The sequence below is a fragment of the Streptomyces sp. NPDC005281 genome (assembly GCF_040607495.1).
Taxonomy (GTDB): Bacteria; Actinomycetota; Actinomycetes; order Streptomycetales; family Streptomycetaceae; genus Streptomyces.
Genome location: NZ_JBEXGX010000027.1, coordinates 76546 through 91346, shown reverse-complemented (window position 1 = coordinate 91346; position 14801 = coordinate 76546). Strand labels below are relative to the sequence as shown.

Sequence of the window (14801 nt, the reverse complement as noted above, 5' to 3'; positions counted from 1 at the left end):
GAGGAACGGCAGCCCATGACCCGCATCGATCTCAACGCCGATCTCGGCGAGGGCTTCGGCCGCTGGCGGCTGACCGACGACGAACAGCTGCTGTCCGTCGTGACCAGCGCCAATGTGGCCTGCGGCTTCCACGCCGGGGACGCGGCCACCATGCGGCGGGTGTGCGAGCTTGCGGCGGAGCGGGGCGTACGGATCGGCGCCCAGGTCTCCTACCGCGACCTGGCGGGGTTCGGGCGGCGGGCGATGGACGTGCCGCCCGACGAGCTGGCGGCCGAAGTGGCCTACCAGATCGGCGCTCTGGAGGTCTTCGCCCGCGCGGCGGGCTCGCGGGTGGCGTACGTGAAGCCGCACGGCGCGCTCTACAACCGGGTCGTGCACGACGAGGAGCAGGCGGCGGCGGTCGTCGACGGTGTCCTGCTGGCGGGCGCGGGTCTGCCCGTGCTCGGTCTGCCGTCCTCGCGCCTCCTGAAGACCGCCGAGGGGGCCGGACTGCCCGTCGTCGCCGAGGCGTTCGCGGACCGCGCGTACACCGAGGAGGGCACTCTCGTGCCGCGGACCCGGGAGGGCGCGGTGATCACGGAGGCCGAGGCCGTCGTCGAACGCTCGCTGGGCCTGGCCCTCTCCGGCGTGGTCATCGCCCTCTCCGGGGAACGCGTTCCGGTCCGGGCGCGCTCGCTGTGCCTGCACGGGGACACCCCGGGGGCGGTCGGGCTGGCCCGCCGGGTCCGGGCCGGGCTGGAGGCCGCGGGCGTGCGCGTGGAGGCGTTCGCGTGAGGGCCGGACCCGCCGACGACCGTAGGGACCCGGTCGCGGCCGGCGGCGGCATGAAGGCCCTGCACGTCGGCGACCGGGCGCTGCTCGTCGAGGTCTCTTCGGGCGAGGCCGCCCAGGCGCTCCACGCCGAGCTGGTACGGCGCCGCGCGGAGGGCTCGCTGACCGTGCGGGAGATCGTCCCCGCGGCCCGCACGGTGCTCCTGGACGGCCTGGACGAGCCGGCTCGGCTCGCGGAACAGCTGCCCGGCTGGGAGATCCCCCCGCCCGACGCGCGCGCGGATGCCACCGTCGAGATCCCGGTACGGTACGACGGCCCCGACCTGGCGGATGTGGCGGCCTTCTGGGGAGTGAGGGTGCGCGAGGTACCGGAGATCCACGCCATGGCCGAATTCCGGGTCGCCTTCTGCGGGTTCGCGCCCGGCTTCGGCTACCTCACGGGACTGCCCGCGCGCTACGACGTGCCGCGCCGGGCCACCCCTCGGACCGCGGTGCCCGCGGGCTCCGTGGCGCTCGCGGGCCCGTACACCGGTGTGTACCCGCGCAGTTCGCCGGGTGGCTGGCAGCTGATCGGCACGACGGACGCGGTGCTGTGGGACCACGCGCGCGTGCCGGCCGCGCTGCTGGCACCCGGTGCCCGGGTGCGCTTCGTACCGGAAGGGTGTTCATGAGCGACAGGGCCCTCGCGGTGGTGCGGGCCGGGGCCCTGACCACCGTCCAGGACCGGGGGCGGCCGGGGCACGCCCATCTCGGCGTACCCCGCTCCGGGGCGCTCGACGCGCCCGCAGCGGCCCTGGCCAACCGGCTCGTCGGCAACTCCGCCGGGGCCGCGGTGCTGGAGACGACGGTCGACGGCTGTGCCCTGCGCCCCCGTTCGCCGGTCACGGTCGCCGTGACCGGAGCGCCCTGCCCGGTGCGGGTGGACGGCCGCCCGGTCGCCTGGGGGGCACCTGTCCGGGTGCCCGCGGGGGCCCTTCTGGACGTCGGTTCCGCACGGGCCGGGCTACGGAGCTATGTGGCGGTGTCCGGTGGTGTGGCGGTCGATCCGGTGCTCGGCAGCCGTTCGACCGATCTTCTCTCGGGGCTCGGCCCGCCGCCCCTGACGGACGGCACGGTGCTTCCCCTGGGAAGTCCCGGCGCACTTCACGCGCGCGTGGACGTCGTCCCGCACCGCGCCCCGCCCGCCGAGCTGGTTCTGCGCGTGACCCTCGGCCCGCGCGACGGCTGGTTCACCGGGCCGGCCCTGCGGACACTCACGACGCGCGGCTACCGGGTCTCGCCGGCGAGCAACCGCATCGGTCTGCGCACGGAAGGGCCCCCGCTGGAAAGGGCGGTCCCCGGCGAACTCCCCAGTGAGGGCCTGGTGCTGGGTGCCGTCCAGGTGCCGCCCGACGGCCGCCCTGTCGTCTTCCTCGCCGACCATCCCACCACCGGGGGCTACCCGGTGATCGCGGTCGTCCGTCCCGCCGACCTCCCGGCGGCCGCGCAGGCGGTCCCGGGAACCCCGGTGCGCTTCCTGGCCGTTCGCCGCCGCTGAGGCCTCTTCAGTCGCGTACGCGGGCGAACGGGGCGCCGGCCCATACGGCCGGCGCCTGTTCGTCGTCCGCGCGCCCGTCCGTGTCCTCGTCCGCGCGCCCAGTCCACGGACGCGTCCCCGTCCGCACACGCGTCCGTGCGCCCGTCAGGCCCCCGTCAGGCCACGTCAGGCCGTTCCGCCACGGACAGGGCCGCCAGAGCGGACGCGACGGCGTGGGAGGCGCTCAGGTCGAGGCGGGCGCTGGTGCCCCGGGCCCGGTGGCGCACCTCGGACGCGGCGAGGGTGAGCAGCTGGGGCAGCAGGTCGGTGCAGCGCCTGGCCACCCAGCCCGTGCCCGCCGTGGCCAGCCACAGCAGGCTGGCGGAGCGCGTCGGCGTGGGGAATTCCGCCTCGGCCGTGGGGGTGACCCCGTCGGCGAGGCCCCGCTCGGCGAGCAGCGCGTGGAAGCGCAGCGCCAGTTGCCGGTGCCCCAGTTCCCCGGGGTGCAGCCGGTCGGCGCTCCACACGGCGCGGTCCTTGAGCCAGTCCTCCTCCGCCGCGTGCAGATGCATCGCCCCGTGCCGCCTCGAGAGCTCGTGCACCACCGCGTTGACCGCGTGCTGACGCCGGGCCAGCGGACGGGCCAGGGCTCCCGGCAGCCCGAGCATCGAACCGGGGTCCGGGAGGCAGGCCGTCAGCACGGCCGTGCCCCGCGCACGGAACGCCGAGTACACCGTGTCGAGCCGTTCGGCCACCGAGTGGATGTCGAAGGTGTACCGCAGGGTGTCGTTGACGCCGATCACGACGGAGACGATGTCGGGCTCCAGGGCGAGCGCGGCCGGGGTCTGCCGTTCGAGGACGTCCCGTGTCTGCGCCCCGCTGACCGCGAGGTTGGTGAACCGCACGGGCGCGTCCACCGGGGTGAGCCCCGGGGCCAGAAGCTCGGCCCACCCCCGCCACCGGTCCCCCACGGGGTCTCCCACACCTTCCGTGAGGGAGTCCCCGAGGGCGACGAACCGAACCGGTCTCATGCCACGCCCTCCTGGAGACGCGGCCGGGTCACGGCCACCGCGTCGTGCGCGGCGAGGAAGCCCGTCACGGCGGCGTCCCAGCCGAAGCACTCGGCACGCGCGCGTGCGGCCTGCCTGCGCTCGCCCTCGGCTCGGCCGAGCAGCAGCCGTACCGCGTCGGCGAAGGAGTCCCCGCTGTCGGCGGCGGTGGCACCGGCGGAGCCGACGATCTCCGGCAGCGCGGAGAGCGAGCTGGCGACCACGGGGGTCCCGCAGGCCATCGCCTCCAGGGCGGCGAGGCCGAAGGTCTCCGCGGGCCCGGGTGCCAGGCACACGTCCGCCGAGGCCTGGAGCGAACCGAGCAGGGCGCGGTCGGCGACGTGCCCGAGGAAGGTGACGGGCAGCCTCCGTTCCCGGGCGCGCTGTTCGAGCCGGGCCCTGAGCGGGCCGTCCCCGGCGACGACGAGCACGGCCCGCTCTCCGCGGCGCAGCAGCGCCTCCAGCGCGTCGAGCGCCGTACCGGGGCGCTTCTCGACCGAGAGGCGGGAGCACATGACGAGCAGGACCTGGTCCGCGCGCGCGTGGCGGGCCCGCAGCGCCGGGTCGCGCAGGGCGGGATGCCGGTCCACCAGGTCGACACCCAGGGGGGCGCGTACGACGTTGCGTGCGCCGATCCGCACGAACTCGCGCTCGGCGAATTCCGTGGTGCACACCACGCGCGCGTAGGAGTGCGCGGTACGGACGTTGAGGGCGTCGGCGGTCCGCCGGGCCATCGCCTCGGACAGTCCCCAGGTCCGCAGCACACCGTCGGCGGTCTCGTGGGAGACCATCACCGCGGGCACCCGGGCCCGTCGCGCCCATACCCCGGTCCAGCGCAGGGTGGTGCGGTCGGAGACCTCCAGGCGGTCGGGGGCCAGCGACTCCAGGAGCCTCGCGACCCGCCGCTTGTCGGTGAGGACGCGGTAGCCGCCGGTCCCGGGCAGCAGCGGGCCGGGCAGCGTGATGACCCGCCCCTGTTCGGTGTCGCGGTCACCGGCGCGCTCGCCGGGAATGACGAGGACCGGTTCGTGGCCGGCCGCCCGGTATCCGGCGCCCAGCTCCCTCAGCGCGGTGCGCAGCCCCCCGGAGGAGGGGGCCACGAAGTTGGCGAGCCGTACGATGCGCAGACTCATGCCGCCACCAGCTTCCGTGCGGAGAGCACGTCCTCGTAGTGGCCTATGAGCTGGTCGCCCACGGCGGCCCAGGTGCGGCCCTCGACCATGGCATGCCCGGCGGCGCCGTAGGCCGCCCGCAGGCCGGGGTCGCCGGCGAGGGTGCGTACCGCGTCCCGTACGGCGTCGGCGTCGCGCGGCGGGACCAGCAGTCCGGTACGTCCGTGGGCGACCAGGTCGAGCGGCCCGCCCGCGGCGGGCGCGACGACGGGCACCCCGCTGGCCATGGCCTCCTGCACGGTCTGACAGAAGGTCTCGAAGGGGCCGGTGTGCGCGAAGACGTCCAGGGAGGCGAAGATCCGGGCGAGTTCGTCGCCGGTGCGCCGGCCGAGGAAGACCGCGCCGGGGAGCGCGCCGCGCAGGGTGGCCTCGCTCGGTCCGTCACCGACCACGACGACGCGGACACCCTCCATCTCGCAGACCCCGGAGAGCAGTTCGACGTGCTTCTCGGGGGCGAGCCGGCCGACGTAGCCGACGATCAGCTCGCCGTTGGGCGCCAGTTCGCGGCGCAGGGCCTCGTCGCGGTGGGCGGGGCGGAAGCGGGCCGTGTCGACTCCGCGCGCCCACAGCCGTACCCGGGGAACGCCGTGCGTCTCCAGGTCGTGCAGGGCCGCGCTGGACGGAGCGAGGGTCCGGTCGGCGGCGGCGTGCACCGAGCGGATACGCCGCCAGGCGGTCGCCTCACCCGCGCTGATGTACGTACGGGCGTATCCGGCCAGGTCGGTCTGGTAGACGGCCACGGCGGGGATGCCGAGCCGGGCGGCGGCCGCCATGCCGCGGACGCCGAGGATGAAGGGGCTGGCCAGGTGGACGATGTCGGCGCGGTGTTCGGTGATGGCCGCGGCGACCCGCCGGCTGGGGAGGGCGACGCGTACCTGGGGGTAGCCCGGGAGCGGAATCGAGGGGACACGGACGACGGGACACGGCGCGAGGGCGTCGGGCCCGTTCCCGGTGGGGGTGCCCCCCTGGTCGGGGGAGGCCGCGAACTTGGGGGAGGTGGCCGGAGCGACGACCAGGGGAACGTGACCGCGACCGACGAGGTGCCGGGCGGTCTGGAGCGCGCAGTGGGCCACGCCGTTCACATCGGGGGGAAAGGATTCGGTCACGATGACGACACGCATACGGGTGTTCTCGCCCGGCTGGACGTGCCCGCGTCAACGTGGATCTATGCGAACGATGAACGTCCCGTGAGCGTTGCGGTCCACCCCCGAGCAGGTCAGCCGCCGTCCACGCGTTCCTGACTCCCGGGTCACCGAACGTTCATACGGCCGGCATGTCGGGCCCGATCCGGCTCCGTACCGCTGTCTGGACTTCGGCCTCCTCGGCCGGATCCGCCGCCAGCCTGCGCAGCTGATCCACCACACGCGCGTCACCGGTCTCGGCGTGCCGGGCGGCGGTCTCCCGGGTGGTCTCCTCGCAGTCCCAGAGGCATTCGACGGCGAAGCCCGCGGGGAAGGAGGGATCGGTGACGGCCAGGGCACGGGCGGCGCGCTGACGCAGGTGCGACGACGCGGTCTCCCGGTAGATGTGCCGCAGCACGGGGGCGGCGCAGGCGATGCCGAGCCGTCCGGTGCCGTCGACGAGGGTCCACAGGGTCGGCGCGTCGGGGCCCTCGCCCCGTACCGCCTCGCGCAGGGCCGCGAGGACGAGCTCGCGGTCGTGGGCGCCGCCCCGGCAGGCGAGGACGCGGCCCGCGGCGGCGCCGAGGGCGTCGGGCCGGTGCGCCCAGCCCCTGGCCCGGTCGACGGCGGCGACGCTCTGCATCCGCTCGAAGGCGTCCACGCCGGCCTCGGCGACTGCCGTCGAACCGTCCGCGACGGCCGCCTCGATCAGGTCGAGGGCCTCCGGATCGTTGCCGTCGGCGAGATAGCGCAGGGCTGTGCAGCGTGCGCCCTCCGCGCCGTGGCGGGCTGCCTCGACGATCTCGGGGCGGTCGTCGGGTCCGGCGACGGCGGTCAGGCAGCGGGCGGCGGGGACATGCAGTGCGGCTCCGCGTTCGATGCCCTGCTGGGCCCATTCGAAGACGGCGCCGACGCTCCACCCCGGGCGGGGTCCCGACGGCCGCATCTGGCGTTGCCAGCGGTCGAAGGACCCGGCCTCCCGGGCCGCGCGCACCCGCCCGGCGACAGACGCACGGGAGTCGTCGGCCCACAGCCGCCAGGGCCGTGGCTCGAAGGCGTCGCGTACGGCGGCGGCGAGGGCGGCCTCGCCCTCCGGGTCGGCCGGGAACCGGGCGAGCACGGGCGCGGCGAGGGCGCGCAGGCCCGCGTCGTCGTCGCGCAGCGCCAGCTCGTCCAGGGCCCAGGCCCAGTTGGAGCCGACCCTGGCGTACCTGCGCAGCAGCTCCAGCGCGTCCCGCCTGCCGTAGGAGGCGAGGTGGCCGAGGACCGCGAGGGCGAGCCCCGTGCGTGACTCGCAGTCGTCGAGGATGTCCTCGGCGTCGAAGAGGTGCCGCTCGATCTCGTCGAGCTCACCGCTCAGATCGAGGTAGAGACGGGCGTAGTACAGGGATCGGTTCTCGACCTGCCAGTCGTGGCGGGGGTCCTTGAGAACACAGTGGTTCAGTGCCGCGAGCGCCTCGGCCCGCGGTGCGGTGAGCGCGTGCAGCGTGCCGTCGCCGCGGCCCCTCTGGAGCAGGCCGAGCAGGGTTCCGCTGGGCGCTATGACCGGATCGAACATGGGAAACAGCCTCACATCAAGCGTCGACGCAACCGGGATCCTGCATTACCTGGCCGCGTGACAACACGTCGGGGCGCCCGCCGTCTCTTGCTTGCTGTAGACCATCTTCCTCTGCCTCTCGTCGGTGGCCCATGCGGGCCGAGTCACGGTCCGCGCGGTGCGGCAACTACTGCCCGGCCATCGCGTCCGTGAATCACGTCGTCATGATGACCCGGTCGTTCTTCCTGCCGCGACCGTATTTCGGGCGGCCCCGTTCCGCCTCCCCTTTTTCCCGCGTTCAGCCTGGTCAGAGCGTTCGATTCATGGCGTGCCGAACAATTCGAGCAGGTCCGTCTTGGCAAACATGCGCGCCGTGTCGACGGCCGAGGGGGTGCCCGCGGCAGGATCGGCGCCGGCGGCCAGAAGGACCCGGATGACGGCCTCCTCGCCCTTGAAGACGGCTCCGGCGAGGGGGGTCTGGCCCCGGTCGTTGACCCGGTCGGCCTCGGCGCCGCGGTCGAGCAGGGCGCTGACCGCCCCGGCGTGGCCGTGATAGGCGGCGAGCATCACGAGCGAGTCGCCCCGGTCGTTGGTGAGGTCGGCCGGAACACCCGCGTCGACGTACGCCACGAGCGTCGCCGTCTCGCCGCGTCGCGCCAGATCGAAGATCTTGGTCGCGAGCTCCACGACCTCGGGGTCGGGGGCTTCGCTCATCTGCCGGACCGCCTCTCACTGCAACCGTTCGGGTGAATCGACAGCGTACTGGCTCCGGCGGCACATGACAGGCATCCTCCGCGGCAAAGATCACAAAGTGCGCATCGGGCGCAACAGGGCAGCTCAGACGGCGCAAGACGCCTCCATCGGGCGGGTGAAATCAGCCCTTTTTCACCCAGTTGCACCTTTTATCGTATGGATACATGCTGTGATCCTGGGACAACTCATGGTGACCGTCCCCACGAACCAGGAGAGCTCAAATGATTCTGTCCATGTCAGGCGTAGTCCTTCTCGGCATCATCGTCTTCCTCTTCTTCAAGAAGGACGGGCTGAAGGCGTCGCACGCCCTGGTGGCCGCACTCTTCGGCTTCTACCTCGCGAGCACGGCCATCGCGCCGAGCATCAAGGCCGGCGGGGAGAGCCTGGCGGGCCTCCTCGGCGGGATCAAGTTCTGACGACGTCCCCCACCTCGTACGCACCTTCAGGAGACAGCAGTGGCCCGGCGCCCTCTCCCCCGCATCCTCAGCAACGGCACCGCACAGATCGCCAAGAGCCGGGAGCTGGCCCGGACGGCAGCCGACAGCGCCACCGATGTCCTCCATCCACTGATCACGGTCACCCGTGGACTGCGCCGGCTGGCAGCCGCCGGACGGCGCAAGTGGGCCGCCACCCCCAAGGACCGGCGCGGACCGCTGCTGTTCCTGGTGGCCTCGGTCGTCCTGATCGTGGCCCTGGTGCCGTACGGACCGCTGCTCGCCGTCATCACCGTGATGGCGGCGGCAGCCTGGACCGGTCGCGAGCGCACCCCACCGCCCGCGACCGGCCCGGACGAGGCGCAGACCGGACGCCTCCAGTCCCTCTACGACGCGCTCGTCCCGTACTTCTCCGCAGCCGACGACCCCGCTCCCCTGTACGCCCACGGCGGCGACTGGGAGAAGGCCTTCACCTCGCACGAATTCGACGACGACGGACGGATCTCCCGTCTGCTCATCCACTACCCGGCGTACTTCACGGACGGCGAACCGGACTCCCGCGCGCGGATCGAGCAGCTCCTGCACGCCAAGTCGGGACGCGGCCGTGAGTACCACTTCGACTGGGACGAGGAGGGCAACGAACTCACCGTCACGGTCCTGCCGCCGCTCCCAATCGACATCGCCGCCCAGCGCTTCGTCACCGCGCCCGGCGAGACGGTCCTCGGATTCACCGATCCGGGCGACGTCCAGCGCACGCTCCCCCTGACCCACGGAGAGGAGCGGCGCGACGTTCCGCCGGTCGTCTGGCGCACGGGCGTCCGCTCCACCGAGCCGCACCTGCTGATCACGGGCGAACCGGGCACCGGCACGACCACCCTGCTGCGCTCCATCGCGTTGCAGGGCCTCCAGTACGGCGATGTCGTCGTCGTCGACGGCGGAGGCACCGGCGAGTACGCGTGTCTGACCGGGCGGGAGGGCGTCCTGGCAGTCGAGTGCTCGACGGGTGGGGCTCTCGCCAGCCTCGAATGGGCGGCGCACGAGACCGAGCGGCGGCTGATCGCGGCGAACCGCGCCCGCCAGGCGGGGCATCCCGCCCCCGACGACATCAGGAACCCGCTGTGGATCCTGCTGGACCGGCCGAGCGCCCTCGGTCATCTGGCCGCTGCCGACGGCCGCAAGGACCCCCAGTCACTGCTCCAGATCCCGCTGCGGCACGGCCGTGCGGCGGGCGTCACGGTCGTGATCGCCGAGCACCTCGAGAACCTCGACTTCATCGGCGACGCGGTACGGCAGCACACCCGCGCGCGCGTGGTGCTCGGCGCCGCCTCCGCCGCCCAGCTGGAAGCGGTCCTCGGCGCTCCCCCGCACACCACCCCCACCCGGGACGTTCCGCCCGGCCGCGGCTACGCCCGTCTGGGCACCGGGCCCGTCCTGCGCCTCCAGGTCCCGGCCACACCGGACCCCTTCGACGACGCCACGAGCGAGGCCCAGCGGCGGGCGGTGCTCGGCCTCCTGCCGGAGCGCACGACTCCGGGCGACGCGGCGGAGCAGGTGCCCTCCGAGGTCGCCGGGGTCGCCGGGGGCGCGGTGGCGGAGGGATAGGAGGCGGAGGCGCGGCCTCCGAGGCCCGGCGCACGAACCTCCCCCGGACCAGCACACGAACTGCCCCGGGGCCGGCGCACGAACTGCCGGGCCGGCACACGAACCCGAGGCCGGCGCACAAGCTGCCCCCGAGGCCGGCACACGAACCGCCCCGAGGTCGGCGCACGAACGCCGGACGGGCCGGGAACCCACGTGGGTTCCCGGCCCGTCCGGCGTTCGGCTACGCCACGAACGTCCGGGGCCCGTCCTCTCCTCCGCTCACGCCGGTCTCCACCAGCCTGGCGGCCGCGGCCAGCCGCGTCGCCGCCTCGTCGGCGACCGCGCCGCCCACGGTGAACGGCAGCCGCACATACCCCTCGAAGGCGCCGTCCACCCCGAACCGGGGCCCCGAGGGCACCCGCACGCCCACGCGCTCACCGACCTCGGCCAGCCGCGACCCGGACAGACCACCCGTACGCACCCACAGGGTGAGACCGCCGCGCGGCACGGAGAACTCCCACCGGGGCAGCTCCCTGCGGACGGCCGTGACGAGGGCGTCACGGTTCTCGCGGGCCTGGCAGCGGCGGATGCCGACGGCCTCCTCCCAGCCCCCCGTGCTGAGCAGCCAGTTCACAGCGAGCTGCTCCAGCACGGGCGTGCCGAGGTCGGCGTAGGCGCGCGCGGCAACCAGGCTGCGGATGACGTCGGGGGCGGCCCGCACCCAGCCGATCCGCATGCCCGCCCAGAAAGCCTTGCTCGCCGAACCCACGGTGATCACCGTCGAGCCGGCCGGGTCGAAGCTGCACACCGGGCGCGGCATCTCCACCCCGTCGTCCAGATGCAGCTCGCTCATCGTCTCGTCGACGACCAGGACGGTGCCGGCCGAGCGCGCCGCGTCCACGAGCCCGCGCCGCTGGTCCTCAGCAGCGAGCGCGCCGGTGGGGTTGTGGAAGTCGGCGACGACGTAGGCGAGCCGGGGCGCCGCGTCGCGCAGGACCTGCCGCCAGCGGTCCATGTCCCAGCCGGCCAGCCCCTCGGCCATCGCGACCGGCACCAGCCGGGCGCCGGCCTCCCGCATCAGCTGGAGGATGTTGGCGTAGGAGGGCGACTCGACGGCGATGCGCTCGCCACGGCCCGCGAAGAGATGACAGATCGCGTCGATCGCGCCCATCGCGCCGGTGGTCACCATGATCTGCTCGGGCATGGTCGGGATACCGCGCGCCGTGTACCGCTCGGCGAGCATCGCGCGTAGCGCGGGCAGGCCGGCCGGGTAGTCGCCGTGGGTGTGCGCGTACGGCGGCAGTTCCTCCAGGGCGCCCTGGACGGCGCGGGTCAGCCATGGCTCGGGCGCGGGCAGCGCCGCGCAGCCGAGGTCGATCATCGAGCCGAGGGTCTCGGGAGGCAGCGGCTCCAGACCGCGTGCGGGCAGCGGGTTCCCGGCGGGGACCGCGGTCCAGCTGCCGGCTCCGCGGCGCGACTCCAGGAAGCCCTCCGCGCGCAGCGCCTCGTAAGCTGCGGCGACGGTCGTACGGCTGACCGACAGGGCGAGGGCCAGCTCCCGCTCGGCGGGCAGCCGGGCCGCGACCGGAACCCGTCCTTCGAGCACGAGGAGCCGCACCCCGTCGGCGAGGGCTCGGTACGCGGGCGGACGGCGGGTGCCCGGTCCGGCGGGCCGCTCCTGCTGGGAGTTGAGGAGCCGTGCCAGCTGTGCGGCCCCCACCGCCGAAGTCCACTGCGCCATGATTCCAGTCCACCTTCCCCGAATTGGCCATGGTTGAAGCCACTTCTCAAGCCACAGAGTGTCATGCGCCAGGCCACTACCACCACTGGGGGCATCCCTTGTCCACACGCTCCGAGTCCGCACCCACCGGGGCTCCCGGATCCGGGCGGCTCCCCCGCCGTCTCGTCCAGCTCTACGCGGGCCTCACCCTCTACGGCGCGAGTTCGGCGCTCCTCGTGGAGGCGGGACTCGGTCTGGAGCCCTGGAACGTGCTGCACCAGGGTCTGGCCGAGCTGACCGGTCTGACCATCGGCGTGGTGTCGATCATCGTGGGCGCCGCGGTGCTGCTCCTGTGGATCCCGCTGCGCCAGCGGCCGGGCCTCGGCACCATCTCGAACGTCTTCATGGTCGGCATCGCCATGGACGGCACGCTCGCGCTGGTCCCGGACGTCCACTCCCTGGCCCTGCGGATTCCGCTGATGGTGGCGGGCATCGTGCTCAACGGCGTGGCCACCGGCCTGTACATCTCCGCCCGGTTCGGCCCGGGGCCCCGCGACGGTCTGATGACAGGACTGCACCGGCGTACGGGCCGCTCGGTCCGTCTGGTGCGCACGGTCCTCGAAGTGGCCGTCGTCGCGACCGGCTTCGCGCTCGGCGGTACGGTCGGCGTCGGCACGGTGCTCTACGCCGTCGCCATCGGGCCCCTGGCCCAGCTCTTCCTGCGGGTGTTCGGCGCCCGTCCGGCACCGGTCGGCAGCGCCGTTGTCGCCCCGGGGCAACCCGAGCCCGCCATACTGCCCGGGTGAGCACGCGCACTCTTCACCCCTACCTCGACCACCCCGGCCCGATCCCGTTCGCGCACCGCGGCGGGTCTGCGGACGGCCTGGAGAACACCCTGGCGCAGTTCCGGCGGGCGGTGGACGCCGGATACCGCTACATCGAGACCGACGTGCACGCCACGGCGGACGGCAGGCTGGTCGCCTTCCACGACACGACCCTCGACCGGGTGACCGACGGCGCCGGACGGATCGCGGACCTCCCCTGGGAGGACGTGCGCCGGGCGCGCGTGGCGGGCAAGGAGCCCGTCCCCCTCTTCGAGGAACTACTCGAGGAGCTCCCCGAGGTGCGCTGGAACATCGACGTCAAGGCGGAACCCGCGCTCCTTCCGCTGCTCGACCTGATCGGCCGCACCGACGCCTGGGACCGGATCTGTGTCGGTTCGTTCTCCGAGGCCCGTGTGACCCGCGCCCAGCATCTCGCCGGACCCCGCCTGGCGACCTCGTTCGGCACCCGGGGTGTGCTCAACCTGCGGCTGCGCTCCTGGGGCGTGCCGGCCGCGGTGCGCCGCTCCGCGATCGCGGCCCAGGTCCCCGAGACGCAGTCGGGCGTGCCGGTGGTCGACCGCCGGTTCGTACGGGCCGCCCACGCGCGCGGGCTCCAGGTGCACGTGTGGACCGTAAACGAATCGGAACGCATGCACCGGCTCCTGGACCTGGGAGTCGATGGCATCATGACCGATCACATCGACACGCTGCGCAAGGTCCTGGAAGACCGGGGCACCTGGTTCTGAGCCTCCTCGCGCAGCCTGCTTCACGGGGAAGCGAGGGGCACGGGTGAGCACGGACACCGTGCAGGCGGGGGCGGCCGACGAGGCCGCGGAGCGCCGGCGAGAACAGCGAGGCTGGTATTTCTACGACTGGGCCTGCTCCGTCTATTCGACGAGCGTGCTCACCGTGTTCCTGGGCCCCTATCTGACGGCGGTGGCCAAGCACGCGGCGGACGCGGACGGGTTCGTCCATCCACTGGGCGTACCGGTCCGCGCCGGTTCCTTCTTCGCGTACGCGGTCTCCGCCTCGGTCATCCTGTCGATCTTCGTGATGCCGATGGCGGGCGCCGCCGCCGACCGTACGGGCCGCAAGAAGCCGCTGCTCGCGGCGGCGGCCTATCTGGGCGCCGCGGCCACCACGGGCATGTTCTTCCTGGACGGCGACCGCTATCTGCTGGGCGGCCTGCTGCTGATCGTCGCGAACGCCTCACTGGCCGTGTCGATGGTCCTGTACAACTCCTACCTCCCCCAGATCGCCCCGCCCGAGGAGCGCGACGCCGTCTCCTCCCGGGGCTGGGCCTTCGGATACGCGGCGGGCTCTCTGGTCCTCGTCGGGAACCTGGTCCTGTTCACGGCCCATGACAGTTTCGGGGTCTCCGAGTCGACGGCCGTGCGCATCTGCCTCGCCTCGGCGGGTGTCTGGTGGGGCGCCTTCACGCTCGTACCGCTGAAGCGGCTGCGCGACCGCCGTACGCCCGCCGCCTCCGCCGGCCGGGCGTCGGCGCACGGATGGCGGCAGTTGGCGGCCACGGTGCGCGACATGCGCCGCCAGCCCCTCACCCTGTCCTTCCTGCTCGCCTACCTCATCTACAACGACGGCATCCAGACGGTCATCTCGCAGGCCTCGGTCTACGGCTCCGAGGAGCTGGGCCTCAGCCAGTCGACCCTGATCACGGCCGTACTCCTGGTCCAGGTGCTGGCGGTCGGGGGCGCACTGGGCATGGGCCGGCTGGCCCGTACGTACGGTGCCAAACGCACCATTCTGGGCTCGCTCGTCGCCTGGACGCTCACCCTCGGCGCCGGATACTTCCTGCCCGCGGGCGCGCCGGTGTGGTTCTTCGTCCTCGCCTCGGGCATCGGACTGGTCCTGGGCGGCAGCCAGGCGCTGTCCCGTTCCCTGTTCTCGCACCTGGTGCCGAGCGGCAAGGAGGCCGAGTACTTCTCGGCGTACGAGATGAGCGACCGCGGAATGAGCTGGCTCGGCCCGCTGCTGTTCGGGTTGACCTACCAGCTGACGGGAAGCTACCGGGACGCGATCATCTCGCTCGTGGTCTTCTTCGTCATCGGCTTCGTCCTGCTCGCCCGGGTGCCGGTGCGCCGGGCGGTGCGGGACGCGGGCAATCCCGTACCCGAGATGATTTAGCGTCCGGGGCCAAAGAGCGGTAGTGTACGCGTTTGGCCTGCCTGGCGTACCGTTACTGCGCGTCAATGATACTGAAGCGTTGGGTGACATCTGATGCCAGATGTGACAAACCGGGCGACGGTGGGTACAACAAGGGGCGGCTACGACGGCGACGCATGACCCGGAACGGGAATCTTTA

General features: G+C 73.3%; 14 protein-coding genes. 8 read left to right on the top strand and 6 right to left on the bottom strand.

Annotated features, from left to right (window positions below; genetic code table 11):
- Positions 1-15: 15 nt before the first annotated feature.
- The 3 genes from ABZV42_RS31330 to ABZV42_RS31320 are packed head-to-tail and all read left to right on the top strand — an operon-like array spanning position 16 to position 2308.
- The gene (locus ABZV42_RS31330; RefSeq protein ID WP_355977983.1) at positions 16-774 is read left to right on the top strand and encodes a 5-oxoprolinase subunit PxpA; all 759 of its coding nucleotides are present in this window, start codon (positions 16-18) and stop codon (positions 772-774) included.
- 50 nt (positions 775-824) lie between these two features.
- Positions 825-1442, top strand: coding sequence for an allophanate hydrolase subunit 1 (locus ABZV42_RS31325; protein WP_355978403.1), 618 nt, complete (start codon positions 825-827; stop codon positions 1440-1442).
- The gene (locus tag ABZV42_RS31320; protein ID WP_355977986.1) at positions 1439-2308 is read left to right on the top strand and encodes a biotin-dependent carboxyltransferase family protein; all 870 of its coding nucleotides are present in this window, start codon (positions 1439-1441) and stop codon (positions 2306-2308) included. The genes ABZV42_RS31325 and ABZV42_RS31320 overlap by 4 nt, the downstream gene beginning before the upstream one ends.
- A 155-nt stretch (positions 2309-2463) precedes the next feature.
- On the opposite strand, the gene ABZV42_RS31315 is transcribed toward ABZV42_RS31320, so the two are convergent.
- The 5 genes from ABZV42_RS31315 to ABZV42_RS31295 form a co-directional block, all read right to left on the bottom strand.
- The gene (locus ABZV42_RS31315; protein ID WP_355977989.1) at positions 2464-3318 is read right to left on the bottom strand and encodes an SGNH/GDSL hydrolase family protein; all 855 of its coding nucleotides are present in this window, start codon (positions 3316-3318) and stop codon (positions 2464-2466) included.
- Positions 3315-4469: a glycosyltransferase gene (locus ABZV42_RS31310; RefSeq protein ID WP_356054706.1), complete on the bottom strand. Its 1155-nt coding sequence runs from the start codon at positions 4467-4469 to the stop codon at positions 3315-3317. Before ABZV42_RS31310 ends, ABZV42_RS31315 begins: the two co-directional genes overlap by 4 nt.
- Positions 4466-5629, bottom strand: coding sequence for a glycosyltransferase family 1 protein (locus ABZV42_RS31305; RefSeq protein WP_355977995.1), 1164 nt, complete (start codon positions 5627-5629; stop codon positions 4466-4468). Before ABZV42_RS31305 ends, ABZV42_RS31310 begins: the two co-directional genes overlap by 4 nt.
- A gap of 139 nt (positions 5630-5768) precedes the next feature.
- A complete protein-coding gene (locus ABZV42_RS31300) occupies positions 5769-7187 on the bottom strand; it encodes a HEAT repeat domain-containing protein (RefSeq protein ID WP_356054704.1) in 1419 nt (472 codons plus the stop codon).
- Positions 7188-7487: 300 nt separating this feature from the next.
- Positions 7488-7880 (bottom strand): ankyrin repeat domain-containing protein, encoded by a 393-nt coding sequence (locus ABZV42_RS31295; protein WP_355978001.1) that lies wholly within the window; start codon positions 7878-7880, stop codon positions 7488-7490.
- 260 nt (positions 7881-8140) lie between these two features.
- Here ABZV42_RS31295 and ABZV42_RS31290 point away from each other — a divergent pair, with 260 nt between their 5' ends.
- Together ABZV42_RS31290 and ABZV42_RS31285 are read left to right on the top strand one after the other, a co-directional pair.
- Entirely contained in the window at positions 8141-8335 is a 195-nt protein-coding gene (locus ABZV42_RS31290; protein WP_037621052.1) for a hypothetical protein, read from the top strand.
- A 39-nt stretch (positions 8336-8374) separates the two neighbouring features.
- Positions 8375-9955 carry a hypothetical protein gene (locus ABZV42_RS31285; protein WP_356054702.1) on the top strand — a complete coding sequence of 527 codons (1581 nt, stop codon included), beginning with the start codon at positions 8375-8377 and terminating at the stop codon, positions 9953-9955.
- A 220-nt stretch (positions 9956-10175) separates the two neighbouring features.
- Here ABZV42_RS31285 and ABZV42_RS31280 read toward each other — a convergent pair whose 3' ends face one another.
- Positions 10176-11675: a PLP-dependent aminotransferase family protein gene (locus ABZV42_RS31280; RefSeq protein ID WP_355978006.1), complete on the bottom strand. Its 1500-nt coding sequence runs from the start codon at positions 11673-11675 to the stop codon at positions 10176-10178.
- Between the two features lie 29 nt (positions 11676-11704).
- Between ABZV42_RS31280 and ABZV42_RS31275 the strand changes: the two genes are divergently transcribed.
- From ABZV42_RS31275 to ABZV42_RS31265, 3 genes are read left to right on the top strand one after another with little or no spacing between them, the layout of a single operon-like run.
- Positions 11705-12460, top strand: a complete 756-nt coding sequence (locus ABZV42_RS31275; protein ID WP_355978008.1) for a hypothetical protein — start codon at positions 11705-11707, stop codon at positions 12458-12460.
- Positions 12457-13224: a glycerophosphodiester phosphodiesterase gene (locus ABZV42_RS31270; RefSeq protein WP_356054699.1), complete on the top strand. Its 768-nt coding sequence runs from the start codon at positions 12457-12459 to the stop codon at positions 13222-13224. Before ABZV42_RS31275 ends, ABZV42_RS31270 begins: the two co-directional genes overlap by 4 nt.
- Before the next feature lie 43 nt (positions 13225-13267).
- Complete coding sequence (locus ABZV42_RS31265; protein WP_356054697.1) at positions 13268-14623, top strand: MFS transporter; 1356 nt, start codon at positions 13268-13270, stop codon at positions 14621-14623.
- Positions 14624-14801: the final 178 nt, after the last annotated feature.

What these genes read in the sequence shown, in the direction of transcription:
- ABZV42_RS31330 (WP_355977983.1), top strand. Translation starts at nt 16, where the DNA reads ATGACCCGCATCGATCTCAACGCCGATCTCGGCGAGGGCTTCGGCCGC.
- ABZV42_RS31325 (WP_355978403.1), top strand. Translation starts at nt 825, where the DNA reads ATGAAGGCCCTGCACGTCGGCGACCGGGCGCTGCTCGTCGAGGTCTCT.
- ABZV42_RS31320 (WP_355977986.1), top strand. Translation starts at nt 1,439, where the DNA reads ATGAGCGACAGGGCCCTCGCGGTGGTGCGGGCCGGGGCCCTGACCACC.
- ABZV42_RS31315 (WP_355977989.1), bottom strand. Translation starts at nt 3,318, where the DNA reads ATGAGACCGGTTCGGTTCGTCGCCCTCGGGGACTCCCTCACGGAAGGT.
- ABZV42_RS31310 (WP_356054706.1), bottom strand. Translation starts at nt 4,469, where the DNA reads ATGAGTCTGCGCATCGTACGGCTCGCCAACTTCGTGGCCCCCTCCTCC.
- ABZV42_RS31305 (WP_355977995.1), bottom strand. Translation starts at nt 5,629, where the DNA reads ATGCGTGTCGTCATCGTGACCGAATCCTTTCCCCCCGATGTGAACGGC.
- ABZV42_RS31300 (WP_356054704.1), bottom strand. Translation starts at nt 7,187, where the DNA reads ATGTTCGATCCGGTCATAGCGCCCAGCGGAACCCTGCTCGGCCTGCTC.
- ABZV42_RS31295 (WP_355978001.1), bottom strand. Translation starts at nt 7,880, where the DNA reads ATGAGCGAAGCCCCCGACCCCGAGGTCGTGGAGCTCGCGACCAAGATC.
- ABZV42_RS31290 (WP_037621052.1), top strand. Translation starts at nt 8,141, where the DNA reads ATGATTCTGTCCATGTCAGGCGTAGTCCTTCTCGGCATCATCGTCTTC.
- ABZV42_RS31280 (WP_355978006.1), bottom strand. Translation starts at nt 11,675, where the DNA reads ATGGCGCAGTGGACTTCGGCGGTGGGGGCCGCACAGCTGGCACGGCTC.
- ABZV42_RS31275 (WP_355978008.1), top strand. Translation starts at nt 11,705, where the DNA reads ATGGTTGAAGCCACTTCTCAAGCCACAGAGTGTCATGCGCCAGGCCAC.